Below are 26079 nucleotides of genomic sequence, written 5' to 3'. Positions count from 1 at the left end.
CGGAGCGCCGACACTCGGCGGGTGCCTCGTCATCTCGAAAGGACAGCGACCTTGCGCGCAGCAGTCATCCACGCCCCTCGCGACATCCGCGTCGAGGACCTCGACCAGCCGTCGCTCATCAGCCAGCGCGACGCGGTCGTCAAGGTCGCGGCCGCGTGCGTGTGCGGGTCGGACCTCTGGCCCTACCGGGGCGTGACCGAGACGAAGCACGCACACCCGATCGGCCACGAGATGATCGGCGAGGTCACCGCGGTCGGGAGCGAGGTGACCGGGCTCGCGGTCGGTGACTTCGTGATCTCCCCCTTCACGATGAACGACGGCACCTGCCAGGCGTGCCGCAACGGCATGACGACGGGGTGCGAGCACCTCTCCGGCTTCGGCGGGAAGGACGCGTACGGCGACCCGGTCGGCGGCGCACAGGCGGAGTACGTCCGCGTGCCCGACGCGTCGGCGACGCTCGTGGTGGTCCCGGGTCCGGTCGACCCGGCGCTGTACCCGTCGCTCCTCACCCTGTCGGACGTCTTCTCGACCGGGCACCACGCGGCGGCCTCGGCAGGGGTCGGACCCGGCAAGACCGTCGTCGTGGTCGGTGACGGCGCGGTCGGGCTCTGCGCCGTGCTCGCGGCGAAGCGGCTCGGAGCGGAGCGCATCATCGCGATGAGCCGGCACGCCGACCGCCAGGCGCTCGCGCGGGAGTTCGGAGCGACGGACATCGTCGAGACCCGCGGGGACGAGGGCGTGCAGGCCGTGAAGGACCTGCTCGGCGGCGACCTGGCGGACTGCGCGGTCGAGGCCGTGGGCACCGAGGAGAGCATGGACCAGGCCCTGCACGTCGTGCGGGCCGGCGGCAACCTCGGCTTCGTCGGGGTACCGCACGGGGTGCCGACGATCGGGATGCGCTACCTGTTCGACACCAACATCACGGTGGGCGGCGGCATGGCCCCTGCACGCACGTACATCCCCGAGCTCCTGCCCGACGTGCTGTCCGGTGCGATCGACCCGGGTCGCGTGTTCGATCTGGAGCTCCCCCTCGACGAGGCCGCCGAGGCGTACGCGGCGATGGACGAGCGTCGCGCGATCAAGGTGCTGCTGCGCCCGTAGCCGGTCGTGCGGGGTGGGCGATCCCGCCCATCGCACCTGCAATGGGAAGCCGGATCGCGCGTAGGAGGCCCGAACATCCGGCCTCCTACGCGCGATTCGGCCCCCTACGCGCGTTTCGGCCTCCACCCCCGCCGGTGTTTCCGAGAGCAGAACGCGTGTTTCGAATCGGTAAACAAACCTTTCAGTAAAGAAGGTTGTCCGTTACTGTCCTCGACATGAGCACACGCGGACGCACTCCAGGGCAGCCGGCACTGCTGCGCGTGCTGAACGACCGCGCCGCCCTCGCGCTGCTCCTCGACGACGGCCCGATGACCCGGAACGAGATCGCCCAGCGCACCGGGCTCAGCAAGCCCACCGCGGCCGAGATCATCCGCCGGCTCGAGGCAGCCGGCCTCATCCGCGAAGCGGGCACCGAGTCGCAGGCAGGCCGTCGTGGCCCGAGCGCCGTCGTCTACCAGGCGATCACCGACCGCGACCTCGCCGTCGCCGTGGACGTCCAACTCATCGACGTCCGATCCACCGTGGTCGACGCCACCGGCCGCACCTACCCCGTCGCCGAGCACCGGATGTCGGAGACCGAGATGCAGGACCCCGGCGAGGAGATCGTCGCCGCAGCCGTCGGTCGTGCCGCAGCAGCCGCCGGCGTGGACCCCGACCTCGTCACCGCCGTCGCGGTGGGCGTGCAGGCCTCCGTCGACCACGCCACCGACACCCTCATCTTCACCGACGGGCTGCCCGGCTGGCCCCGCGAGCAGGTCTCCGAGACGCTGTCGAAGCAGCTCGGCGTGCAGGTACTCGTCGAGAACGACGCGAACCTCGCCGCCATCGCCGAGCGGAACATGGGTGCCGGCCGCACGCCGGAGAGCTTCGCGCTGTTCTGGATGGCGGAGGGCCTCGGCATGGCGCTCGACCTCGACGGGCGCCTGCACACCGGCGCCTCCGGAGCCGCCGGCGAGCTCGGCTACCTGAGCGTGCCCGCCGACGCGCTCCCCCTCGACCCGACGGCGACGATCGTCGCGGACCTCATCTCCGAGTCCGCGATCATCGCCCTCGCCGCCGAACACGGGATCACGGCTCCGGACGGCAGTGCTGCCGACTGGCGCCAGGTGCTCCCGCAGCTGCCGGGGCTCCCCGAGCAGCACCCGTTCACGATCGCCCTCGGCGAGCGCGTCGGGCACAACGTGCTCCCCGCCCTCGCCGTCGCCGATCCCGAGACGGTCGTGCTGCACGGCCCGACCGGGATCGCGGGCGGTCCCGCACTGGCCGCCGCCGTGACCGCCTGGCTCAGGACCCGCACCCGCTGGTCCACCGCCGTGGTGGCACCGGGCGTCCCCGACACCCCCGTCCTGCACGGCGCACGACACGTCCTCATCGACGTCGTGCGCACCGCGCTCGGCGACCGACTCGAACGCATCAGCGACGATGCGGCCGAGACGGCCACCGCCGAGCACGCCTGAACCGCACCACCCACCCGCACCACTCGAGGCACCACATCCCCAGCCCTGTCCGAGGGCTCTTCGGCGCGCCCGGATCCGGCACCACACACCCGTGTGACGCCGACCGGACCGCTGAAGCGAGAGCAGAGAGCGAGTTCCGCAGTGTCCCACTCACCGAACCGGCGGGTCATCCGCCGCATCCTCACCGCGACCGCGGTCGCGACCACCGGCGCACTCGTCGTCGCCGGCTGCAGCTCCGGCAGCAGCGCGTCCTCGATCGACAAGACCGCCCCGAAGGAGCTCAAGGGCACCGTGTCCCTGTGGCACTTCTTCACGGGCCGCGAAGCCGGTGTCGTGAAGAGCGCCGTCGCCGGCTTCGAGAAGGCCAACCCCGGCGTCACGGTCGACATCCACGCCGGTCAGGACGACGAGAAGCTCCAGAAGGCGATCTCGTCCGGCCAGAGCATCGACGTGGGCTTGTCGTACTCGACGGCGATCGTCGGCAGCTTCTGCTCCTCCGGCGCCTTCCGCGACCTGTCGCCGTACATCAAGCGCGACAAGGTGGACCTGTCCGACATCCCGAAGGCCGTGCGCTCGTACACCGAGTACAAGGGCACCCGGTGCACCCTGCCGGCGCTCGCGGACGTCAGCGCGCTGATGGTCAACAGGCCCGCGATGGCCGCCGCGGGCATCACCACCCCGCCGAAGACGCTCGACGAGCTCAAGGCCGACGCCCTCAAGATGACGACGTACAACGCCGACGGCTCGATCAAGCAGCTCGGCTTCAACCCGCTCATCGACTTCTACGAGAACTCCCCGGAGCACTGGGCGCCGATGATCGACGGCACGTGGCTCGACAGCAAGGGCAACAGCGAGATCGGCACCTCCGCGAACTGGAAGAAGCTCATCCAGTGGCAGAAGGACTTCGTCGACGAGATCGGCTACGACAAGCTCAAGGCCTTCACGTCGGGCCTCGGCCAGGAGTTCGCCGCCGACAACGCGTTCCAGACCGGCCAGGTCGCGATGCAGATCGACGGTGAGTACCGCACGGCGTTCATCAAGGACCAGAAGCCGGACCTCGACTACGGCACTGCGCCGACCCCGGTGATGGACGGCGTCGGCAACTACGGCTCGACGTACATCGCGGGCAACGTCGCCGGCATCGCGAAGGGCTCGAAGAACCCGGAGCTCGCCTGGGCGCTGCTGAAGTACCTGTCGACGAACACTGACGCGCAGGTCACGATGGGCAACGGCCTGAAGAACATCCCGACGCTCACCTCGGCACTGCAGTCGCCGAAGCTCGAGGTCGACGAGAACTACAAGACCTTCGTCGACGTCGCGGGCAACAAGGACACGATGACCTCGCCCGGCACCGCGGACGGCGCCGCCTACATCGGCACCTTCACGAAGTTCTGGCAGGCGTACCAGGAGAACGGCGGCGACCTCGACGCCAAGCTCAAGAAGCTGGACTCCGACATCGACAACGCCAACCAGCTGGCTGGTCCGTGACCATGACGGACCTCACCACCCCGGAAACCGGCAGCCTGGAGGCGCGGCCCACCCGCGCCTCCCGGCCGCCGGCCCCAGCAGGGCCCGGTTCGACGGCCCCTGGAAGCCGGCCACGCCGGCGCCGCTCCGCCGAGTCGCGCCGTCGACTCGTCGCGCTGACCATGCTCGCCCCGGCCCTGGCGGGCCTCGCGGTCTTCTTCGCCTACCCGCTCGTGGCGAGCGTCTTCTACTCGTTCACGCGCTACAACCAGCTGCAGGAGCCCCAGTTCGTCGGGCTGCTGAACTACCGGTTCCTGTTCACGCAGGACCCACAGATCTGGCCGGCCGTCGTCAACACCGCGTGGTTCGTCGTCATCCTGGTGCCGATCCGGATCGTCTGCGGGCTGCTCGTCGCCGGGCTCCTCAGTCGGGCGAAGACCGCGACCGGGTTCTGGCGGACGCTGTTCTACCTGCCCGCCCTGGTCCCGCCGGTCGCGAGCGTCGTGGCCTTCGTGTTCCTCTTCAACCCCGGCACCGGCCCCGTCAACCAGATCCTGAAGTTCTTCGGGATCGACGGGCCGCTGTGGTTCAACGACCCGGCGTGGTCGAAGCCGTCACTCGTGATCATGGGCGTCTGGGTGATGGGCGACATCATGATCATCTTCCTGGCGTCGCTCCTCGACGTGCCGCGCGACCTGTACGAGGCCGCGTCGCTCGACGGGGCGAACGGCGTCCAGCAGGTGCGGCACATCACGCTGCCGACGATCGCCCCGGTGATCGGGTTCGCCGCCGTGACGGGGGTGATCGCGGCCCTGCAGTACTTCACCGAGGCCGCGGTCGCATCCGGGGTGGCGTCGGGCAAGGCGACCATCGGTGGTGGCACGGCGGCGCAGCTCGGGTACCCGGGCACCTCGCTGCTGACCTACACCGAGCTGCTCTACCAGCACGGGTTCGCGAACTTCCAGTTCGGGTACGCGTCCGCGATGGCCGTCGTGCTGTTCGTGGTCACCGCGATCGTGCTCGTGTTCACCATGCGCCGGATCTCCGTCTTCAGACCCGAGGAGACCTGATGACCGCCGTCTCCCAGTCCCCGCTCGCCCGGGCACCCCGTGGCGCGGCACCCCGCACGGGCAAGCCGCGTCGGAGCCTGCTGCTCTGGATCGCCGAGCACGCCGCACTCGTCGCGCTCGGTGTCCTGACCCTCGCCCCGATCGTCTTCGTCGTCCTGACCTCGCTGATGTCGAGCAACCAGGCGCTGACGGCGTCGATCATCCCGAAGCCGTTCGACTTCTCGAACTACGCCAGGGTGTTCAGCGAACTGCCGCTCGCCCAGTGGTTCGGGAACTCCGCGCTCTACGCCGTGCTCGCCACCGCGTTCATGCTCCTGAGCTCGGTGCCCGCCGCGTACGCGCTCGCGCAGATCAAGTTCAAGGGCGCGAACCTCATCTTCACGGTGATCATCGTGGCGATGCTCCTGCCCCCGCAGGTCACCGCCGTGCCGGTCTACGTGATGTGGTCGCACCTGCACCTGACCGGCACGCTCTGGCCGCTGATCCTGCCGAACCTGCTCGGCGACGCGTTCAGCATCTTCCTGCTCCGGCAGTTCTTCATGACGATCCCGAAGGAGTACGGGGACGCCGCGCGCATGGACGGCTGCAGCGAGTGGGGTGTCCTGATGCGGGTCGTCGTCCCGATGGCCCGACCCGGCATCGCGTCAGCGGCGATCTTCATGTTCTTCAACTCGTGGAACGACTACTACGGCCCGCTCCTCTACGCGTCCGAGAACCAGGCAGCCTGGCCGGTCGCGTACGGACTCGCCACGTTCCGCGGCCAACACGGCACCGACTGGTCCATGACGATGGCGATGACCGTCGTCGTCATGGTCCCCGTCGTCGTCATCTTCTTCTTCGCACAGAAGGCATTCGTCGAGGGCATCGCGCTCACCGGCGTGAAGGGATAGCACCACAGTGAAACTCGCAGTCATCGGTGGCGGTTCCACCTACACCCCCGAACTCGTGGACGGCTTCGCCCGGCTCCGAGACCAGCTCCCCATCGACGAACTCTGGCTCGTCGACCCCGACCCCCAGCGGCGCGAACTCGTCGGCGGTGTCGCCCAGCGGATGTTCGCGCACGCCGGACACCCCGGCACCGTGCACGTCACCGACGACGTCGTCGCCGGGGTCAGCGACGCGGACGCCGTCATGTTCCAGCTCCGCATCGGCGGGCAGGCGGCTCGGCAGCAGGACGAGACCTGGCCGCACGAGGCGTGCTGCATCGGGCAGGAGACCACCGGTCCGGGCGGGTTCGCCAAGGCACTGCGCACCGTACCCGTGGTGCTCGAGTACGCCGACCTCGTCCGGAAGCACGCGAAGCCCGACGCCTGGATCGTGGACTTCACGAACCCGGTCGGCATCGTCACCCGTGCGCTGCTCGAGGCCGGGCACCGCGCCGTGGGCCTGTGCAACGTGGCGATCGGCTTCCAGCGCCGCTTCGCCCGGGAGTTCCAGGTCGCCCCGACGTCGGTCCGCCTGGACCACGTCGGGCTGAACCACCTGACGTGGGAGCGTGGCGTGCACGTCACCGGCGCCGACGGCACCACGCGCGACGTGCTCGACGAGCTGCTCGCGCCGGGCGACGCACTGACCCGGATGGCCGAGAGCGTGCACATGCACGAGGACCTCATCCGGCTGCAGCACGCCGTCCCGTCCTACTACCTGCGCTACTTCTACAGCCACGACATCGTGCTCGAGGAACAGCTCCACGAGCCCACCCGCGCCGAGGCCGTGATGGCGACCGAGCACGCGCTCCTCGCGAAGTACGCCGACCCCACCGTGGTCACGAAGCCCGTCGAGCTCGAGCAGCGCGGCGGCGCGTACTACTCCGAGGCGGCGATCGACGTGCTGTCCTCGATCCTCGGGGACCGCGGCGACGTGCAGGTGCTCAACGTGCGGAACGACGGCACGTTCCCGTTCCTCCCCGACGACCACGTCATCGAGGTCCCAGCGCGCGTCACCCGTCAGGCGATCACCCCGCTGCCGGTCGCACCGCTCGACGCGGACATGGTGGGGCTGGTGTCCCACGTCGCCGGGTACGAACGCCTGGCGCTCGACGCGGCCGTGCACGGCGGCCGCGACCGGGTGCTCCGGGCGATGTGGGCGCACCCCCTCGTGGGGCAGGTCGACAAGGCCGAGAAGCTCACCGACCTGCTCCTGGCCGCGAACGCGGAACACCTGCCGTGGACGCGATCGGAGCAGGTGACGTGGGCGGGCTGAGCCGGACCGGCGAGGCGGACCCGGGCCGAGCCTCCAGTCCGGTGATCGGTCTGCCGGACGCGGGCCGCGCGACGGACGTGGTGCTCGCGGTCGACGGCGGCGGCAGCAAGACCGACGTCGTCGCGATCGGGCTGGACGGGTCGCTCGTCGCGCACGCGCGTGGGCCAGGCTCGAACCCGCAGACCCGCGGGTGGAACCTCGCAGGCCCGATCATCGACGGGGTCCGTGCACGGGTGCTCCGGGAGCTCGGTGGCCGGCGGATCCGGACGACGCACGTGTACCTCGCCGGGCTCGACCTGCACGACGAACTCGTCGCGGCGACCGCGGCGCTCGCGCACTGGGACGAGGACGGCGGCGCGCCGGACGTCCTCGACAACGACCTGTTCGCGCTGCTGCGGGCCGGCACGCTGTCGCCGGACGCAGCCGCCGTCGTGTGTGGCACCGGCATCAACGCGCTCGCGGTCCGTGCCGACGGGGAGACCTCGCGCTTCCCGGCGATCGGCGACGTGTCCGGCGACTGGGGCGGCGGGGCGTACCTCGGCAACCGGGCGCTGTGGCACGCGGCCCGTGCGGACGACGGGCGCGGACCGGCCACGGCGCTCGTGGACGCGGTGCCTGCGGCACTCGGGCTCGGGTCCGTCCGCGAGGTCACCGAGGCGATCCACTTCGGCCGGCTCGACGAACGCGTGTTCAACCGGCTCTGCCCCGTGCTGTTCGAGGTCGCCGGTGCCGGGGACGTCGTCGCTGCCGGGGTCGTCGCGCGGCAGGCGGAGGAGATCGTGCTGCTGGCGTCGGTGGCGCTCGGGCGACTCGGCCTCGGCGGATCGGCATCGTCGCCGGTGCCCGTCGTGCTCGGCGGCGGGGTGCTCGCTGCCCGGCACCCGCTCCTCGTCGACGCGGTCGTGTCCGGGCTCGCCGCGCGGGTGCCGGGTGCCGTGCCGACGTGGGTCACCGCTCCCCCGGTGCTCGGTGCCGGGTTCGCGGCGCTCGAGTCCGTCGGGGCGGGGGCGCCTGCGCTCGAGCGGTACCGGGCCGCGGTGCTGTCCCGTTCGTTCGCGAGCACGGCGGCGCTGCCGCTGGCGTAGCGGCGGGCCTGCGGGCTGGTGGCGGGCCTGCGGGCTGGTGGCTGGCCTGCGGCTGGTGGCGGGCCTGCGGCTGGTGGCGGGCCTGCGGGCTGGTGGCGGGCCTGCGGGCTGGTGGCTGTTCCGCGAAAGCGACAGTCCCACCCGAGCGACTCGGGTCCCTGCCGCGAAAGCGACAGAATCCATCCCAAGTTCGGGCGGATTCTGTCGCTTTCGCGGACCGGACCCAGCGTCAGGCGTCGTGGATGGCGAGCACCCGGTGCGGAGCCGCCGACTCCGCCCGCCACCCCGTCGGCAGCGCCGTCCGGAGTTCCGGCAGCGTGAAGCTCCGACGGATGGAGCGCAGCCCGTCCACGCGCACGAACGTCCCGGCAGCGACGAGCACCGATCCGAGCGCGTACGCCCGGTACGCCGACGCCGACCGCCGGATGTCCGAGTGCAGGCTCCTGGTCGCCGCGAGCCGCTCCGAGTCACCGAGGAAGCCCGCACGCTCCTCGTCCCCGAGGTGGTGCAGCACGTGGTTCGACACGACGACGTCGAAGCGCTCCCCCGCTGCCACCAGGTCACCGCTCGACTGCTCGCGGAAGGACACGCCACGAGGGACGGAGCGCGTCGCCGCGACGATCGCCCGTGGATCCGGGTCCACCCCGACGACCTCGATGTCGAACCCGTCACTCGCCGCCCAGCGCACGAGCGCCCTCGCGAGGTCGCCGCCGCCGCACCCGAGATCGAGCACCCGTCCGCGGCCGCTCGCCGGCAACGCGGGCACGACGTGGGTCCGCCACGCGGCGCGCCACCCGCTGACCAGCGAGTTCACGACGGCGAACCGCCGGAACGTCCGCGCCAGGGCCCGCGGGTCGCAGTCGGGGTCGTCCATGAGTTCGCGGAGCTCCAGGTCGCGAAGGCGCAGGTCCACTGCCGGGAGGCCCTGCCCACCTCCGGCCCGCCTGCTCACGCCCGCCCCGTGGCGAGTGCCACCGCATCGACCGCGTCCGTCGTCCGGGTCGCGTCCGTCGTCCGGGTCGCGTCCGTCACGCCGGTCCCGACTGCGGTGAGGCGTGCACTCTCGACGGTCAGGCCCGGGCCGAACGCCAGCGCGATGACGGGCGCACCATCCGTGATCCCGGCATCGAACGCGTCCCGCAGCACGAACAGCACCGTCGCACTCGACATGTTCCCGTGCTCGCGCAGCACCGCCCTGCTGCTCGCCATGGCGCTGTCGGACAACCCGAGTGCGTCCTGCGTCCGGTCGAGGATCGCGCGGCCACCGGGGTGCACCGCCCACACGGGGACGTCCGCCGCTGGTCCGTCCAGCAGGGGCGCGACCGCCTCGGCGACGGTCGCTCCGACGAGCTTCGGCACCGCGGTGCTGAGGACCATCTCGAAGCCCTCGTCACCGATGTTCCACGCCATCTCCGACGCGCCCTCCGGCACGACCGTCGTGGCGAACGCGTCGAGCCGCAGCCCGGGACCGTCGGCCGTCACGACGGCAGCGGCGGCACCGTCCCCGAAGACGCTGTTCGCGACGATCTGGTCCGGGTCGTCCGATGCCCGGACGTGCAGCGTGCACAGCTCGGCGCACACGACGAGCACGACGGCGGACGGATCAGCGGCGACGAACGCGTCGGCGATCCGGAGCGCCGGAACGCCGCGCAACACCCCATGAACCCGATGTGCTGCCGGAAGACCGTGCGGCGGAGCCCGAGTCCCTCGACGATCGCCAGGTCAGGCCCCGGCTGGGTGAACCCCGTGCACGACACCGTGACGAGGTGCGTGACGTCCGCGGCGCCGATGCCGGATCGGTGCAGGGCGTCCCGCGCGGACTCGACGAACAGGGCGGGAGCGAGTTCCCGGTACCGGTCGTTCCTCGTGCCCGTCGACGGCGACTGCAGCGTCCCGTCGGCATCGCGGAAGCGTCCGGGCCGGCCGGCGAGGTCGAGCTCCCCCAGGACGGTGTGCCGGTGCGCGACGGCTGATGCGTCGAACGCGGCGGGGACCAGACGACGACCGAGGCGACCGAGCCCTGGCTGCGCGGCGAAGAGCTCGCGCACCGCCACCTGGTCGAGTGTCGTCTCGGGGACGGCGGTACCGATGGCGCGGATCGTTGCGGACACTCCTCATCATGTCACCGGGTCGTGGACGTGTCCCCAGGTACGACCACGACGGCACGGAACCGCGGAACGGACACAGCACCGCGCCGATGCGCGGTGCTGTGTCCGTTCTGCGGTTCGGTGCGGCGGCGTCAGGCCTGCGCCCGCTCCAGCACGAGCTCGCGGACGCGGGCAGCGTCGGCCTGGCCCTGCATCGACTTCATGACGGCTCCGATGATCGCGCCAGCGGCCTGGACCTTGCCGTCCTTGATCTTGGCGAGGACGTCCGGCTGCGCGGCGAGTGCCTCGTCGACGGCGGCGGTGAGCGCCGAGTCGTCGGAGACGACCTTGAGCCCGCGCGACTCGACGACCGCGGACGGCGAGCCCTCGCCGGCGATGACGCCCTCGAGCACCTGGCGTGCCAGGCGATCGGTCAGGTCGCCGGACTCGACGAGCGTGATGAGCTCGGCGACGTGCGCGGGCGACACGAGGTCCCCGGCGGCGGCGTCCTGCGTGTTCGCGACGCGGCTGATCTCACCGGTCCACCACTTGCGGGCGGCCTGGGCTGGTGCACCGGCGGCGACGGTGGCTTCGACCTCGTCGAGGAGGCCGCCGTTCACCACGTCCTGGAACTCGAGGTCGGCGAAGCCCCACTCCCCCTTGAGGCGACGTCGGCGGGCGACGGGTGCCTCCGGCAGGGATGCTCGGAGTTCCTCGATCATCGCCGGGTCCGGCACGACGGGGAGCAGGTCGGGCTCCGGGAAGTAGCGGTAGTCGTCCGCGTCGGACTTGGGGCGCCCCGCGGAGGTGCGTCCGGTGTCCTCGTGCCAGTGCCGGGTCTCCTGCGTGATCGTGCCGCCGTCCGCGAGGATCGCAGCCTGTCGCTGGATCTCGTAGCGGATGGCGCGCTCGACGGCGCGGAACGAGTTGACGTTCTTCGTCTCGGTCCGGGTGCCGAGCTTCTCCTGGCCCCACGGACGCAGCGAGATGTTGGCGTCGCAGCGCAGGTTCCCGCGTTCCATGCGGGCCTCGGAGACGCCGAGCGCACGGACGAGGTCACGGATGACCTGCACGTACGCGGCGCCGAGCTCCGGGGCCCGGTGGGCGGCACCGAAGATCGGCTTCGTGACGATCTCGACGAGCGGCACACCGGCACGGTTGTAGTCGACGAGCGAGTACTCGGCGCCCTGGATCCGACCGGTCGCGCCACCGACGTGCGTCAGCTTGCCCGCGTCCTCTTCCATGTGGGCGCGCTCGATCGGCACCTGGAAGAGCGTGCCGTCGGCGAGTTCGACCTCGACCTCGCCCTCGAAGGCGATCGGCTCGTCGTACTGCGAGATCTGGTAGTTCTTCGGGTTGTCCGGGTAGAAGTAGTTCTTCCGGGAGAACCGCGACGACTCGGCGATCGAACACCCGAGCGCGAGCCCGAGGTTGATCGAGAACCGGACGGCCTGCTCGTTCACGACGGGGAGCGAGCCGGGGAGCCCGAGGTCCACCGGCGTCACGTTGGTGTTCGGTTCGCCGCCGAAGAAGTTCGGGGCGTCGGAGAACATCTTGGTCTTCGTGGCGAGCTCGACGTGCACCTCGAAGCCGAGGACCGGCTCGAAGCGCTCGATCGCCTCGTCGAAGTCCATGAGTGCGTCCTTGGCGGCCATCAGACCACGCCTTCCTCTGCTGCCGACTGCTGACTGAAGTCGAGGTCGGGGATCCGGTCGATGAGCGGCGCACCCCACTGCTGCTCGAGCAGCCGTTCGAGTGCCGCGCCGTAGCGGTACAGCCGGGCGTCCTCACGCTGCGGGGCCATCAGCTGCACGCCGGTCGGCAGGCCGTCTTCCGGAGCCAGACCGTTCGGGATGCTCATGCCGGGGACGCCCGCCAGGTTCGCCGGGATCGTGGTGAGGTCGTTGAGGTACATCGACAGCGGGTCGTCGAGGCGCTCGCCCAGCGGGAACGCGGTCGTCGGCGCCGACGGGCTGACGAGCAGGTCGACCTGCTCGAACGCCTTGTCGAAGTCGCGCTGCACGAGGGTGCGGACCTTCTGCGCGCTGCCGTAGTAGGCGTCGTAGTACCCGGCGCTGAGCGCGTAGGTGCCGAGGATGATGCGACGCTTGACCTCTGGTCCGAAGCCGGCTTCACGCGTGGCTGCCATCACGTCCTCGACCGTGGCGCCGCCCTCTGGCGTGACCCGCAGGCCGAACCGCACCGAGTCGAACTTCGCGAGGTTCGACGACGCTTCCGCCGGCAGGATCAGGTAGTAGGCGCTGATGGCGTACGCGAAGCTCGGTGCGTCGATCTCGACGACGACCGCACCGGCGGCTTCGAGGATCGCGACGGTCTCCTGGAAGCGCTGCGTGACGCCGGCCTGGAAGCCCTCGCCACCGGCGAGCTCCTTCACGACGCCCACGCGGAGGCCCTTGAGCGTGTCCGCCTGCAGTCCGTCACGGGCGGCGGCCGCGAACGACGGCCAATCGTCACGGATCGACGTGGAGTCGCGCGGGTCGTGCCCGCCGATGACGTCGTGCAGGAGCGCGGCGTCGAGGACGGTGCGGGCGACGGGGCCGACCTGGTCGAGGCTCGACGCCAGGGCGATCGAGCCGTACCGACTGACGCCACCGTAGGTGGGCTTCACGCCGACGGTGCCGGTGACGGCGCCCGGCTGGCGGATCGACCCACCGGTGTCCGAGCCGAGCGCGAGGGGCGCTTCGTGGGCGGCGACCGCAGCGGCCGAACCGCCGCCGGACCCACCGGGGATGCGGTCGAGGTCCCACGGGTTGTGCGTCGGGCCGTACGCCGAGAACTCGGTCGTCGAGCCCATCGCGAACTCGTCCATGTTGGTCTTGCCGAGGGGAACCAGGCCGGCGCGGCGGAGCTTCGCGACCGGGGTGGCGTCGTAGGGCGGCACCCAGCCTTCGAGGATCTTCGACCCGGAGGTGGACGGCATGTCGAGCGTGCAGAGCACGTCCTTGATGGCCACCGGCACACCCGCGAGGGCGCCGAGGTCGTCGCCGGCGGCGCGGCGCGAGTCGATGGACTTCGCGACGCCGAGGGCGTTCTCGTTGACGTGCAGGAACGCGTGCACGTCCCCGTCGACCGCGGCGATGCGGTCGAGGTGTGCCTGGGTCGCCTCGACGCTGGAGACGTCGCGCGCCACCAGGGCGTCGGCGAGCGCCGCGGCGCTGAGCTTCGTGATGTCGTCGGTCACTGTTCTTCCGCCTACTGTTCTTCGCCGAGGATCGCCGTCACGCGGAACCGTTCGCCGTCGGTGTCGGGGGCTCCGGAGAGCGCCTGCTGCTGGGTGAGCGTCTCGCCGACCACGTCGGGCCGGAGGACGTTCGGCAGCGTGACCGGGTGGCTCGTCGCGGGGACGTCCGGCGTGGCGACCTCGGTCACCTTCGCGACGCTGTCGACGATGTGCGACAGCTCCCCGGTCAGCTTCTCGATCTCGTCGGGCGTGAGTGCGATACGTGCGAGGTTCGCCAGGTGGGCGACCTGCTCGCTCGTGATGTCAGGCATGGTGCTCCGTCGATCGGTTCGTGGAATGCGAACCAGTCTATTGGTCTACTGCCCGCCCGACTGCTGATCGGGCGTCCCGCCGGTGGACGGCTGCCCGTTCGACGCCCCTGGGGAGGACTGCGCCCCGGGCTGCGCAGACTGCGCAGACTGCGAGGACTGCGCCGACTTCGCCGGGGCCTTCGCCGCGCCGATCATCGACTGGCTCGGTGCCGGCAGGGCGCCCCCGCCGTAGTGCGCGTCGAGGTACTGCATCATCGACTTCCCGACCCCGAACTTCGCGCTGTACCCGGTCGTCCCCTGCAGGAACGGCCAGTTCGCGAGCTTGACGTTGCCCTGCACGTTGCCGATCCAGGTCGCGTTCGTGTACTTCGTGCTCGATGCCACCAGCCAGTTCTGCACGTCGCCGTCGGTGGTGCCGGTCTTGGCGAACTTCGGCGTCGCGTCACCCGGGTTCGCGCTCGCAGCGGTCCCTGCTCCGGTGAGCACCGACTGCAGTGCGTAGTCGACGGTCCCCGCGACCTCGGCGGAGACGCCCTGCGTGCAGGACGACGGGGTCGGCGTGATCTTCGTGCCGTCCGACTCGGTCACGGAGTCGATCGCGGTCGGCGTGCAGACGACGCCGCCGTTCGCGAAGCCCGCGTACGCCTCGGCGAGGTCGACGGGCGACAGGTTGTTCGTGCCGAGGATCATCGACGGCACGGAGCTGAGCTTCCCGCCGTTCGCGGTGTGGATGCCCATCGACTCCGCCAGGTTCGCGATCTTGCAGAGGTCGAGCTGCTTGCCCATCGCGGCGAACGCGGTGTTGATCGACTCGGCGGTGGCGCTCAGCACGCTCATCGACGCCGGGGCGTTCTCGGCGTTGGCGACGTTCCACGTCCCGCCGATGCCCTCGCACGAGTTCGTGAACTCCGACGCGTTGTACGTGTGCTGCGTGGTGTTGACGCTCTCGTTCAGGGTGTGCCCCTGCGCGAGCCACTCCGCGAGCGTGAACACCTTGAACGTGGATCCGGTCTGGAACCCGCCGGAGTTGCCGTAGGCGGTGTCCGCGCTGTAGTTCACCGCCGTCGACCCGGCAGCCGCACTGTCACCCTGCGTGTACGCGGTGTTCTGCACCATCGAGACGATCCGGCCGGTCCCGGGCTCGACGGTCACGTTCGACCCGCCGGCGTCGACCCCGGCCATCGTCGTCGGGACGTACGACGACAGCGCGCTCTGCGCCTGCCCCTGCAGGTCGAGGTCGAGCGAGGTGTGGATCTGCAGGCCCTTGGTGTCGAGGGTCTCGATGCGCTCTGACGCGGTCTTCCCGAACGCCGGGTCCTGCAGGACCTGGTCACGCACGTAGTCGCAGAAGTAGCCGGCGTCGTAGTTCGTCGCCGCTGACGAGCAGCCGTTCGCGGTCGCGGTGATCTTCGGCTGCACGGGCGTCGCGATCGCCGCCTGCTCGTCGGCCTTCGAGATCGAGTGGTGCGCGTACATCCGCTGCAGCACGTAGTCGCGGCGCGCCTTGGTTGCCTTGTACCCGTTCGCCGATCCGTTCGCCGTCGAGTCCGGCTGGTCGATGCGCAGGTTCGACGGGTTGTTGAGGATCGCCACGAGGGTGGCGGACTGCACGAGGGACAGGTCCTTCGCCGAGACGCCGAAGTAGTACTGGGCCCCGGCCTCTGCGCCGTACACCCGGCCGCCGAGGCCGACGATGTTGAGGTACCCGGTGAGGATGTCCTGCTTGGAGTACTTCTTGTTCACGGCGATCGCGTACCGCATCTCCTGCAGCTTCCGCTGCGGCGTGACACCGGCGGCGTCCTCGTAGCACGCGTCGATCTTCTTCTGCGTGTCCGCAGCGTCCTTGCCGGTGAGCTGCTCGCACTGCTGCACGAGCACGTTCTTGACGTATTGCTGCGTGATGCTCGAGCCGCCCTGCACGTCTCCGCCGACGACGGTCGCGGCGACACCGCGGACGGTCCCGAGCACGTCGATGCCGCCTTCGTCGTAGAACCGCGGGTCCTCGGTGTCGATCGCGGCCTGCTTGAGGGTCGTCGCGATCGCGTCGGACTTCACGGTGGTGCGGTTCTCGGCGTAGAACGACGCGATCTTGACGTCCTGGCCGCCCTGCTTCGCGTACACGGACGACACCTGCTGGGGCGTCTGCACGTCGAGGTAGCTCGGCAGGTCCTCGAAGAACGCGGCAGCGCCGGAGGCGCCTTCCCCCGCCACGGCGACGGCCGGCGTGACGGCGACCGCGACGAGCATGCCCGCGAGTGCCGACATCACGACGAACATCAGGAGGGCTCCCGGCCACCGCATCACACGCATGCACTGCACGGTAGGGACCCGCCCTGGGGCGAGACTGCTCCGATCCCCGCAGAACCTGCACCGCTGCTCAGGTTGTCCAGCAGGTGCGGCCCGGATCGGCCTGGAGGCTCGGATCGCGTCCGCCCCGCACGTCCGGTCACGATCGGGTCACGTCCACCACCGTGGGCGGCATCACCGCCCGCTCGCGTCAGTCGCGGGGCTGCAGGTCCTGCGGGCGGACGAGGAACATGTCCGGCGACGCCCGCACGGTGCCCTCCCCGCGGCCGTTGCCGCGCTGCACCTGGTCGCGCACCAGGTCGCCGCGTCCCACGGCGATGAGCGCGACGTCGTGCAACGACGCCGTCCCGGGCTTCAGGTAGTCGTTGTGCCCGACCGGTCGCCGGAACACGTCGTCCGCGTCCGCCGGGTCGATCCCGCCGGCGAGGTCGAGCACGGTCGAGCCGAAGTCGGCGGCGCCGGGGTCGGTGCCGAAGTAGCCGGACCCGGCGATGGGATCCCAGTGCGCTCCCCCGACGAACACCTCGCCCGCGGCGACCGCCAGTTCCGAGGCGCTCGTCACGTCGCTCCCCGGGGACCCCAGCACCGTCAGGCTGTCGGCGTGCATCCGACCGGAGGACAGTGCCATCAGCGCGGTCGTCGAGCCGTAGGAGTGGGCGACGATGCCGAGCCGTGGTTCTGCGCCGTCGCGGATCTGGCGGATGCCGTCGACGGTCCGCTCGAGACGCCCGGCGCCGGTCTTCGCGAGGTCCAGGGACAGGATGTTCGACAGGTCCGGCGTCCGGTACCCCATCCACGCCACGACCGCGATCCCGGTCCCCGGCGCCGGTGCCGCGACCGGCGACAGCGTCGCCTGCTCGTCGTAGAGGTCCCCGGCGGTCGCGGTGAAGTCGACCATCTGTCCGGTGACGGTGAAGAACATCCCGGGGACCACCACGGTGACGTCCGCAGCGGTGGCGAGGTCGCCGAGCGCGATGGCCGCACGTCCGGAACCCCGCGTGTCGAGCGTGATGAGGGACTTGCGGGGTCCGTCGGCGTCGCGGACCAGGGACTCGCGGACCTGCCCGAGCATCGCGGCTTCGCCTGACAGGGTCCGGCGGTCCGCGCTCTCCGCCGCGAGCACCGCCCGGTTCGCCCGGTCACGGACGGCGTACGGCACCCCGTCGAGGTTGCCGACGACGACTGGTGCACCGTGCAGCAGCCGCACCTGCTCGGCGGCGTCGAGGCCGGACCACCACGTGGTGACCTCGGCGGCCGTCGGCGGGGCGTCCATCGCGGTCGCCACGACCCGGTCGTCACGATCGGCCGTCGCGAGCACGGCCGGAGACGCCGTGGCGAGGTCGTCGAGGAAGGCGCGACCACGGTCCGAACGCAGGTCGCCGATCCCGATCTGTCCCCCGGTCATGACCGGCGCTGCGGTCTGCCCCGTGTCGTGGACGACTGCGGCGGTCGAGACGGCGACGGCACTCGAGGCCGCGGGCGCGACGGGCGACTCGACCACTCCGAGGGAGTGCATCGAGGCGGTGAGCAGTGCGGCGGCGAGGAGCAGCAATACCGGTCTCCCCCGGGAAGGCCATCCCATCGTCCCCCTGCAGACGACAGGTGATGCTCTGTCGAGTGTAAGGAAAACGGCCAGGAACCGGTCATGTCCGCTGCAACTTGCCCCCTGAACTGGGTTCAGACCGACGGCGCGGCGTGCCGTGCGCGCGGACCGCACACGTGCTCACGTGCACGGGTCAGTCCTCGGCTGCTGCCTCCTGCGGTTCCGGGAGCGCCGCCGGCCCCTCGGTCACGAGGACCTTGAACTGCTCGGCGTCGATGATCCGCACGCCGAGCTGCTCGGCCTTCGTCAGCTTCGACCCGGCACCGGGACCAGCTGCGACGAAGTCCGTCTTCTTGCTCACGCTCGACGCGGCCTTGCCCCCGGCGGCGATGATCGCTTCCTGCGCACCTTCCCGGCTGTACCCCTCCAGCGATCCGGTCGCGACCACCGTCAGCCCGCTCAGCACCCCGCCCTCGGTGTCGGCTGCACCCGGTCCCGGGTGCCCGGGCGTCGTGAACTGCACGCCGGCTGCGGTCCACCGGTCGATGACCTCACGGTGCCAGTCGACCTCGAACCAGGCGAGCAGCGCGTCGGCGATGATGCCGCCGACGCCGTCCACCGCTGCCAGTTCCTCGCGGGAGGCGTTCCGGATGGCGTCGAGCGACCCGAAGTGGTTCGCCAGTGCCCGGGCGGCGACCGGACCGACGTGCCGGATGCTCAGGCCGACCATGATCCGCCAGAGCGGCTTGGTCTTCGCGGCGTCGATGTTCGCGAGCATCTCGAACGCGTTCTTCGACGGGTACCGGCTGGGCTCGCCGGTGTAGTCCGCGCCGCGGGCATCCGGGTCGAACGGCGGGTCGGTCTTCTTGCGGGCACGGCTGAACGGCGTCACACGCTTCGGGCTGAACCCTCCGGGAGCGTCGGCGTCTTCCTCCGTCTTCTCCATGCCGGTCTCGGCGTCGCGGACGATCACCTCGATCGGGACGATGTCCTCCATCGTCAGGTCGAACAGACCGGCCTCGGTCACGAGGGGCGGCGTCTCCGGAACCAGCGGCTGCGTCAGGGCTGCCGCCGCGACCTCGCCGAGGCCCTCGATGTCGAGCGAGCCACGGGACGCGATGTGCTCGACCCGCCCCCGGACCTGCGCTGGGCAGCTCTCGGCGTTCGGGCACCGGAGGTCGATGTCGCCTTCCTTCGCCGGGGCGAGCGTGGTGCCGCACTCCGGGCAGGCCGTCGGCATCACGAACTCGCGCTCGGAGCCGTCGCGGAGTTCCACGACCGGGCCGAGCACCTCTGGGATGACGTCACCGGCCTTGCGGAGGACGACGGTGTCGCCGATCAGGACGCCCTTCGCCTTGACCACCTGCTGGTTGTGCAGCGTGGCTTGCCGGACGACGGATCCGGCGACCTCGGCCGGGGCCATCACCGCGAAGGGCGTGGCGCGGCCGGTGCGTCCGACGCTGACGACGACGTCGAGGAGCTTCGTGTGCACTTCCTCGGGCGGGTACTTGTACGCGATGGCCCACCGCGGCGCACGGGACGTCGACCCCAGTTCCTCGTGCAGGCCGAGGTCGTCGACCTTGATGACGATGCCGTCGATCTGGTGTTCCACCGACGCTCGACGCTCGCCGTAGTCCTTGACGAACCCCAGGACCTCGTCGATGGAGTCGAACACCCGGTGGTGCGTCCCCGTCGGCAGCCCCCACGAGTGCAGCAGCTCGTAGACCTCGGACTGGGAACGGACGTCGGTGTCGCGCTCGAGCTCACCCACGGGCCACGCGCCGATGCCGTGCACGAGCATCCGGAGCCGTCGGAGCCGGTCCACCATGAGCTCGCGCTTCGCCGGTGACTTGCCCTCTTCCTTCTGGCGGAGGGAACCGGCAGCGGCGTTGCGCGGGTTGGCGAAGACGCGCTCGCCCGCATCGCGCTGCTTGGCGTTCAGCTCGTCGAACTGCTCCACCGGGAAGAAGATCTCGCCGCGGACCTCCACCAGGGGCGGGTGACCGGTACCCGTCAACCGATCCGGGATGGTGCCCATCGTGCGGACGTTGCCCGTGACGTCTTCCCCGACGACGCCGTCGCCACGCGTCGCAGCGGTCACGAGCCGCCCGTTCTCGTAGCGGAGGTTGATCGCGAGGCCGTCGATCTTCAGCTCGGTCAGGAACCGCACGCGCTCGGACCCGGCGTCACGCTGGACCTTGATCGCCCAGTCGGTCAGTTCTTCCGGTGAGAACACGTTGTCGAGCGAGAGCATCCGCTCGGCGTGCTCGACCGGCGCGAACTGCGTGGTCTCCGCCTGCCCGCCGACGGTCTGCGACGGGCTGTCCTCGGTGAGGAGTTCGGGGAAGCGCTGCTCGATCGCGTCCAGCCGGTGCACCAGTGCGTCGTACTCGGCGTCCGAGGCGGTGGAGCCGTTCTCCTCGTAGTAGCCGTGGCGGAGCTCGTTGATCGTCGAGCGCAGCCGGTCCACCTCTCGCCCCGCCTGGGCGGCGTCGAGCGCGGCAGGGTCGATGGTCTCGAACGTGGCGTCGGTCTCGCTCATACCCACAGTTCTACCGTGGACCACCGACCCCCGGAGTCAGGCGTCAGGCGTCGACGGGGACGGCGCTGACCGTCTCGTCGATCGTGCACTGGCCGAGCACCCGGGTCCCGACGTAGACCACAGCGGTCTGCCCCGGTGCCACACCCGAGAGCGGCTCGTCGACGTCGATGACCAGCACCCCGTCGGAGACCCGTGCGGTCGCGGGCACCGGGTCGGCGTGCGCGCGGATCTGCACGTCGCACGCGAACGGCACGGACGGGTCGGCGGGAGCCGTCCCTGCCCACGTGAAGCGGGAGCCCGACATCGACGTGACGTCGAGCGCCTCCTTCGGCCCGACGACGACGGTGTTGTCCTTCGGACGGATCTCCAGCACGAACCGCGGCTTGCCGTCCGGTGCCGGACGCCCGAGCGCGAGCCCGCGCCGCTGCCCGACGGTGAACCCGGTCGCTCCGTCGTGGGCACCGACGACCGTGCCGTCCCGCTCGACGACGTCGCCGGGGGCGGTCCCCACGCGGTCGGCGAGCCAGCCGCGCGTGTCGCCGTCCGGGATGAAGCAGATGTCGTACGAGTCCGGCTTCTGCGCGACCGTGAGTCCGCGTGCAGCGGCCTCGGCCCGGACCTCGTCCTTCGACGGGGTCGCCCCGAGTGGGAACATCGCGTGCTGGAGCTGCTCGGCGGTGAGGACGCCGAGCACGTACGACTGGTCTTTCGCCCACGCGGCCGAGCGGTGCAGCTCACGCGCGCCGTCGGCACCCGTCACGATCGACGCGTAGTGGCCGGTGCAGACGGCGTCGAACCCGAGCGCGAGCGCCTTCTCGAGGAGCGCCGCGAACTTGATCCGCTCGTTGCACCGCATGCAGGGGTTCGGCGTGCGACCAGCCTGGTACTCGGCCACGAAGTCGTCGACCACGTCCTCCTTGAACCGCGCCGAGAAGTCCCACACGTAGTACGGGATCCCGAGTGCGGACGCGGCACGCTGGGCGTCCATCGAGTCCTCGATGGTGCAGCAGCCGCGACTCCCGGTCCGCAGGGTCCCCGGCATCCGGCTCAGGGCCAGGTGGACCCCGACGACGTCGTGCCCGGCGTCGACCGCCCTGGCGGCGGCCACCGCCGAGTCGACTCCACCACTCATCGCCGCCAGAACACGCATGCGTCAAGGGTAACTCCGCCCCGGGCGTAGCGTTGGAGTCGCGATGACGACCACCCCAGAGCCCCCGCCCTTCGACTTCCGGGCCGTGCTGCTGTCCGGGTTCCTCCCCGCAGCACTCTTCGCGATCGGCGAGGGCGCGATCATCCCGATCATCCCGATCGCCGCGAACTCCCTCGGTGCGAGCCTGGCGATCGCCGGGTTCGTCGCGTCCCTCATCCTCGTCGGCGAGCTCATCGGCGACGTGCCGTCCGGCGTGGTCGTCGCGCGCATCGGTGAGCGGAACGCGATGATCGGCGCAGCGGTCGTGTCGATGCTCGGGCTGACCGTGTGCGTCGTCGCGCCGAACCCCGTCGTGCTGGCCGTCGGCGTCTTCCTCGTGGGCATCTCGACGGCCGTGTTCGCCCTGGCCAGACACGCCTACATGACCACTGCGATCCCTCTGGCGATCCGGGCACGAGCGCTGTCCAGCCTCGGCGGGGTCTTCCGCTTCGGCTACTTCGTCGGGCCGTTCATCGCAGCCGGCGTCGTCCACCTCACCGGCACCACCCAGAGCGCCTTCTGGATCCACATCGTCTGCTGCCTCGCGGCGGCGGTGACCCTCCTCGTCCTGCGCGACCCCGCGACGGGCGTGCGCGGTCTGCGCAGGCCGAGCCGAGCCTCCCGTGCGGACGAACCGGCCACGCTCGAAGGCGAGGAATTCGTCAAGGAGGAGTCCCACGGACTGTTCCGGACCATCCGCGAGCACCACCGCGTCCTGCTGCGGCTCGGTAGCGGCGCCGGGCTGATCGGGGCGATGCGCGCCGGACGCCAGGTGATCCTGCCGCTCTGGGCGGTCAGCGTCGGGTTGAACGACTCCACGGCAGCGCTCGTCATCGGCATCGCGGGGGCCGTCGACTTCGCGCTCTTCTACACGAGCGGCCAGATCATGGACCGCTGGGGGCGGCTCGCGAGCGCGCTCCCCTGCATGCTCGGCCTGAGCATCTGCTACTTCCTCCTCGCGTGGAGCGACCACCTCGACGCCAGGGTCGGCTGGTTCGTCGCGGTCGCGATGGCGATGTCCCTGGCGAACGGGGTGGGCTCCGGGATCCTGATGACACTCGGCGCGGACCTGGCGCCGCGGGACCACCCGGCGCCGTTCCTCGGCGCGTGGCGCTTCACCGGCGACTTCGGGCAGGCGGCGGCACCGCTCCTCATCTCCGGGATCACCGCGGTGGCGTCGATCGCGATCGCCAGCGGGGTGATGGGCGTGCTCGGGCTCGTCGGCGCCGGCGTCCTGTTCCGGTACGTCCCGCGGTACCTGCCCCGACGCCTGCGCTGAGCGGGGCCGGTGCGCACGGGGCCGGTGCGCACGGGGCCGGGTACGCTGTCGGTTGCTCGCGGGAGTGGTGGAATCGGTAGACACGCAGGATTTAGGTTCCTGTGCCCCAGGCGTGAGGGTTCGAGTCCCTCCTTCCGCACCGTCCGATGCGCGCCCGCGCATCTCCATCCGCAGAGGGACGTCCCCGTCACACCCGCACGGTACCCTCGTCGTGCGGGTGACCTTCCCGTCCTCGCACACGCACGACCGGAAGAAGCATGCACTCCGTCGCACTCGCCCTGATCCCCTGGCTGGATCCGCAGTACATCCTCGACCACTTCGGGGCCGTCGCCGTGCTCGTCGTGTGCGCCATCATCTTCGCCGAGACCGGCCTGCTGATCGGGTTCATCTTCCCCGGCGACAGCCTGCTCGTCATCACCGGGCTCTTCGCCTTCGACCGCGGCGGCGCCATCGGCGGCATCCCGATCTGGGTGGCGGCGCTGATGATCGGCGCGGCGGCGTTCCTCGGTGGCGAGCTCGGCTACTACATCGGCAAGAAGGCCGGGCCGCCGATCTTCGAGCGCAAGGAGAGCGGTCTGTTCTCGAAGGAGAACGTCGACCGCACCAACGCGTTCTTCCACCGCTTCGGGCCCCTCGCGGTCATCCTGGCGCGCTTCGTGCCGGTCGTCCGGACCTTCCTGCCGATCGCCGCGGGCGTCGGGCGCATGAACTACAAGAAGTACTCGCTGTACAACGCGATCGGTGCCGTCATCTGGGGCGTCGGGGTGACGTTCCTCGGGTACTTCCTCGGGTACATCCCGTTCGTCGCCGACCTGGTGCGGAACTACATCGACCTGATCCTCATCGCGGCGGTGCTCGTCACCGTGGTGCCGATGGCGCTGACCTACATCCGCAACGCCCGCAAGGCGAAGAAGGCCGAGCAGGAGCAGCCGACCGCGGAGTAGCCGCGCGCGCTGCCCGCCGCCCGTTGCGCTTTCGCACAACCGAAAGCACCTCGCACCACGGACTTCCGCGGTGCGAGGTGCTCTTCGTTGTGCGGGGGCGAACAGTACCGCCGCCCGGGCTACGCGCCGAAGTACTCGCGCACGATCGGGGCGATCCCACGGAACGCCTTCGACCGGTGGCTCAGCGCGTTCTTCTCCTCGCGCGTGAGCTGTGCAGACGACCGATCCGCGTCGTCCGGCTTGAAGATCGGGTCGTACCCGTGGCCGCCGGAGCCCTGCCGCGACGTCAGCACCTCACCGTTCCAGACCGCCTCGACGACGTGCTCCTGGCCGTCGGGCGTCACGAACGCGGCGGCGCAGACGAACGCCGCTGTCCGCTCCACGACGCCCTCGAGGTTCGTCAGCAGCAACGCGATGTTGTCGGCGTCCACCCGGGTTCCGGCGTACCGCGCCGAGTGGATGCCGGGGGCGCCGCCGAGCACGTCGACCGCGATGCCCGAGTCGTCGGCGAGCGCCGGCAGCCCGGTGTGCGCGACGGCCGCACGCGCCTTGATCAGCGCGTTCGCGGCGTACGTGTCGCCGTCCTCGACCGGCCCCGGCCCGTCGTACCCGACGAGCTCGACGCCACCGAGGGCCGCGCCGAGGATCTCGCGCAGCTCGACCACCTTGCCCTGGTTGTGGGTCGCGAGGACGACGGTGCCCGTCACGCGAGCCCCAGGGCGGACCGCTGGATGCCCGCGAGCGACGCGTTGCCCGCGAGACCGAGGTCGAGCAGGACGTTCAGCTCGTCGCGGTCGAAGGGCGCATGCTCGGCGGTGCCCTGCACCTCGATGAACTTGCCGGACCCGGTCGTGACGATGTTCATGTCGGTGTCCGCGTTCGAGTCCTCGGTGTAGGCGAGGTCGAGCATCGGCTCGCCCTTGACGATCCCCACGGAGATGGCCTGGACGCTGTCGGTCAGGGGCGTGGCCTTCTTCGCGATGAAGCCCTTGTCACGGCCCCACTCGATCGCATCGGCCATCGCGACGTAGGCGCCCGTGATCGACGCGGTGCGCGTGCCGCCGTCGGCCTGGAGCACGTCGCAGTCCAGGACGAGCGTGTTCTCGCCGAGGCCCTTCATGTCCACGACGGCACGGAGCGACCGGCCGATGAGCCGGGAGATCTCGTGCGTGCGGCCGCCGACCTTGCCCTTGATGGACTCGCGCTGCATCCGCTCGTTCGTGGAGCGCGGCAGCATCGAGTACTCGGCGGTGACCCAGCCGGTGCCCTTGCCGGCCATCCACCGCGGGACGCCGTTCGTGAACGACGCGGTGCACAGCACCTTCGTGTTGCCGAAGGAGATGAGCGCGCTGCCCTCGGCCTGGGCGCTCCAGCCGCGTTCGATCGTGACGGGGCGGTGTTCGGTCGTCGCGCGACCGTCGATGCGGGTGGTCATGGTGTCCTTTCGGTGCGGGGCAGCGTGATCGCCCCTGTCTGGAGGTGGCCGACGCGGGATACCTCTGGTCCGAGGAACCGGCGTGCGAGCCGGATGAACCCGGCCTGGTCGTCACCCGTCGCCTCGAACGAGTACGTCGGCGGAGCGGTCGTGGTGCGTTCGAGTCCGTGCTCGACGAGTCGACGGTAGACGTCGTTCGCGGTCTCCTCGGCGCTCGACACCAGGGTGACGTCCGGCCCCATCACGTACTGGATCGCCGCGGACATCAGCGGGTAGTGCGTGCAGCCGAGGACGAGCGTGTCGACGTCGGCGGCGCGGATCGGCGCGAGGTACCCGGCAGCGACGTCGCGGAGCTCCGGGGACGAGGTGTCGCCGGCCTCGACGAACTCGACGAAGCGCGGGCAGGCGGCGAGGGTGAGCGTGATGTCGGACGCGACGGCGAAGGCGTCCTCGTACGAGCGGGAGGCGATGGTGCCGACCGTCCCGATCACGCCGATGCGACCGGTCCTGGTCTGCTTGACGGCGGCGCGGGCGGCGGGCTGGATCACCTCGACGACGGGGATGCCGTACGCCTGCTCGTACCGCTCACGAGCGTCGCGGAGCACCGCAGAGGACGCGGTGTTGCACGCGATGACCAGCGCCTTCACACCCTGCTCGACGAGGTCGTCCATCACCTCGAGCGCGTAGCGGCGGACGTCGGCGATCGGCTTCGGGCCGTACGGCGAGTGCACGGTGTCGCCGACGTAGCGGATGCTCTCCCGCGGCAGCTGGTCGATGATCGCGCGGGCGACCGTCAGCCCACCGACGCCGCTGTCGAAGACTCCGATCGGTGCATCCGTCACGGGACCAGCGTACCGA

The 26079-nt window shown here is 70.7% G+C and carries 21 protein-coding genes, 1 tRNA gene and 1 pseudogene; 10 read left to right on the top strand and 13 right to left on the bottom strand.

The window, feature by feature from the left end; translation table 11 throughout:
* Window positions 1-51 precede the first annotated feature (51 nt).
* The 7 genes from QK288_RS07960 (at window position 52) to QK288_RS07930 (ending at window position 8382) form a co-directional block, all read left to right on the top strand.
* The gene (locus QK288_RS07960) at window positions 52-1101 is read left to right on the top strand and encodes an alcohol dehydrogenase catalytic domain-containing protein (RefSeq protein ID WP_281267265.1); all 1050 of its coding nucleotides are present in this window, start codon (window positions 52-54) and stop codon (window positions 1099-1101) included.
* 215 nt (window positions 1102-1316) lie between these two features.
* Window positions 1317-2558, top strand: a complete 1242-nt coding sequence (locus QK288_RS07955; protein WP_281267264.1) for an ROK family transcriptional regulator — start codon at window positions 1317-1319, stop codon at window positions 2556-2558.
* A gap of 141 nt (window positions 2559-2699) precedes the next feature.
* Window positions 2700-4046, top strand: a complete 1347-nt coding sequence (locus tag QK288_RS07950; protein ID WP_281267263.1) for an extracellular solute-binding protein — start codon at window positions 2700-2702, stop codon at window positions 4044-4046.
* A gap of 2 nt (window positions 4047-4048) precedes the next feature.
* Window positions 4049-5095, top strand: a complete 1047-nt coding sequence (locus QK288_RS07945) for a sugar ABC transporter permease (protein WP_281267262.1) — start codon at window positions 4049-4051, stop codon at window positions 5093-5095.
* Window positions 5095-5985 (top strand): carbohydrate ABC transporter permease, encoded by an 891-nt coding sequence (locus QK288_RS07940; RefSeq protein ID WP_281267261.1) that lies wholly within the window; start codon window positions 5095-5097, stop codon window positions 5983-5985. Before QK288_RS07945 ends, QK288_RS07940 begins: the two co-directional genes overlap by 1 nt.
* A gap of 7 nt (window positions 5986-5992) precedes the next feature.
* Window positions 5993-7297 (top strand): 6-phospho-beta-glucosidase, encoded by a 1305-nt coding sequence (locus tag QK288_RS07935; protein WP_281267260.1) that lies wholly within the window; start codon window positions 5993-5995, stop codon window positions 7295-7297.
* Complete coding sequence (locus QK288_RS07930; protein ID WP_281267259.1) at window positions 7285-8382, top strand: BadF/BadG/BcrA/BcrD ATPase family protein; 1098 nt, start codon at window positions 7285-7287, stop codon at window positions 8380-8382. The genes QK288_RS07935 and QK288_RS07930 overlap by 13 nt, the downstream gene beginning before the upstream one ends.
* A gap of 229 nt (window positions 8383-8611) precedes the next feature.
* On the opposite strand, the gene QK288_RS07925 is transcribed toward QK288_RS07930, so the two are convergent.
* From QK288_RS07925 to mnmA, 10 genes and pseudogenes are all read right to left on the bottom strand, one after another.
* Window positions 8612-9334: a methyltransferase domain-containing protein gene (locus QK288_RS07925; RefSeq protein WP_281267258.1), complete on the bottom strand. Its 723-nt coding sequence runs from the start codon at window positions 9332-9334 to the stop codon at window positions 8612-8614.
* Complete coding sequence (locus QK288_RS07920; RefSeq protein ID WP_348639044.1) at window positions 9331-9813, bottom strand: 3-oxoacyl-[acyl-carrier-protein] synthase III C-terminal domain-containing protein; 483 nt, start codon at window positions 9811-9813, stop codon at window positions 9331-9333. The genes QK288_RS07925 and QK288_RS07920 overlap by 4 nt, the downstream gene beginning before the upstream one ends.
* 87 nt (window positions 9814-9900) lie before the next feature.
* Window positions 9901-10430: pseudogene (locus QK288_RS07915) on the bottom strand (type III polyketide synthase); the annotation flags it as partial.
* A 191-nt stretch (window positions 10431-10621) separates the two neighbouring features.
* On the bottom strand, window positions 10622-12124 hold the full coding sequence (gene gatB, locus QK288_RS07910; protein ID WP_281267257.1) for an Asp-tRNA(Asn)/Glu-tRNA(Gln) amidotransferase subunit GatB: 1503 nt from the start codon (window positions 12122-12124) through the stop codon (window positions 10622-10624).
* Window positions 12124-13671 carry an Asp-tRNA(Asn)/Glu-tRNA(Gln) amidotransferase subunit GatA gene (gene gatA, locus QK288_RS07905; RefSeq protein WP_281267256.1) on the bottom strand — a complete coding sequence of 516 codons (1548 nt, stop codon included), beginning with the start codon at window positions 13669-13671 and terminating at the stop codon, window positions 12124-12126. Before gatA ends, gatB begins: the two co-directional genes overlap by 1 nt.
* 11 nt (window positions 13672-13682) lie before the next feature.
* The gene (gatC, locus tag QK288_RS07900) at window positions 13683-13982 is read right to left on the bottom strand and encodes an Asp-tRNA(Asn)/Glu-tRNA(Gln) amidotransferase subunit GatC (RefSeq protein WP_281267255.1); all 300 of its coding nucleotides are present in this window, start codon (window positions 13980-13982) and stop codon (window positions 13683-13685) included.
* A gap of 45 nt (window positions 13983-14027) precedes the next feature.
* Window positions 14028-16292: a transglycosylase domain-containing protein gene (locus tag QK288_RS07895; RefSeq protein WP_281267254.1), complete on the bottom strand. Its 2265-nt coding sequence runs from the start codon at window positions 16290-16292 to the stop codon at window positions 14028-14030.
* Between the two features lie 187 nt (window positions 16293-16479).
* On the bottom strand, window positions 16480-17841 hold the full coding sequence (locus QK288_RS07890; protein WP_281267253.1) for an alpha/beta hydrolase: 1362 nt from the start codon (window positions 17839-17841) through the stop codon (window positions 16480-16482).
* A 184-nt stretch (window positions 17842-18025) separates the two neighbouring features.
* Window positions 18026-20374, bottom strand: coding sequence for an NAD-dependent DNA ligase LigA (gene ligA / locus QK288_RS07885; RefSeq protein WP_281267252.1), 2349 nt, complete (start codon window positions 20372-20374; stop codon window positions 18026-18028).
* 43 nt (window positions 20375-20417) lie between these two features.
* Complete coding sequence (mnmA, locus tag QK288_RS07880; RefSeq protein ID WP_281267251.1) at window positions 20418-21524, bottom strand: tRNA 2-thiouridine(34) synthase MnmA; 1107 nt, start codon at window positions 21522-21524, stop codon at window positions 20418-20420.
* Window positions 21525-21567: 43 nt separating this feature from the next.
* Here mnmA and QK288_RS07875 point away from each other — a divergent pair, with 43 nt between their 5' ends.
* From QK288_RS07875 to QK288_RS07865, 3 genes are all read left to right on the top strand, one after another.
* On the top strand, window positions 21568-22842 hold the full coding sequence (locus tag QK288_RS07875; protein WP_281267250.1) for an MFS transporter: 1275 nt from the start codon (window positions 21568-21570) through the stop codon (window positions 22840-22842).
* Window positions 22843-22900: 58 nt separating this feature from the next.
* Window positions 22901-22981, top strand: a tRNA-Leu gene (locus QK288_RS07870).
* Between the two features lie 118 nt (window positions 22982-23099).
* Window positions 23100-23786: a DedA family protein gene (locus QK288_RS07865; protein WP_281267249.1), complete on the top strand. Its 687-nt coding sequence runs from the start codon at window positions 23100-23102 to the stop codon at window positions 23784-23786.
* A 119-nt stretch (window positions 23787-23905) separates the two neighbouring features.
* Here the strand turns inward: QK288_RS07865 and rdgB are convergent, their stop codons facing one another.
* The 3 genes from rdgB to murI are packed head-to-tail and all read right to left on the bottom strand — an operon-like array spanning window position 23906 to window position 26063.
* Window positions 23906-24493: an RdgB/HAM1 family non-canonical purine NTP pyrophosphatase gene (gene rdgB, locus QK288_RS07860; RefSeq protein ID WP_281267248.1), complete on the bottom strand. Its 588-nt coding sequence runs from the start codon at window positions 24491-24493 to the stop codon at window positions 23906-23908.
* The gene (gene rph, locus QK288_RS07855) at window positions 24490-25221 is read right to left on the bottom strand and encodes a ribonuclease PH (RefSeq protein WP_281267247.1); all 732 of its coding nucleotides are present in this window, start codon (window positions 25219-25221) and stop codon (window positions 24490-24492) included. The genes rdgB and rph overlap by 4 nt, the downstream gene beginning before the upstream one ends.
* Window positions 25218-26063, bottom strand: coding sequence for a glutamate racemase (murI, locus tag QK288_RS07850; protein WP_281267246.1), 846 nt, complete (start codon window positions 26061-26063; stop codon window positions 25218-25220). The genes rph and murI overlap by 4 nt, the downstream gene beginning before the upstream one ends.
* Window positions 26064-26079 lie beyond the last annotated feature (16 nt).

The organism is Curtobacterium sp. 9128 (assembly GCF_900086645.1).
GTDB lineage: Bacteria > Actinomycetota > Actinomycetes > Actinomycetales > Microbacteriaceae > Curtobacterium.
Note: the sequence above shows the minus strand (reverse complement) of the source record. Positions and strands in the feature narration are given on the sequence as shown.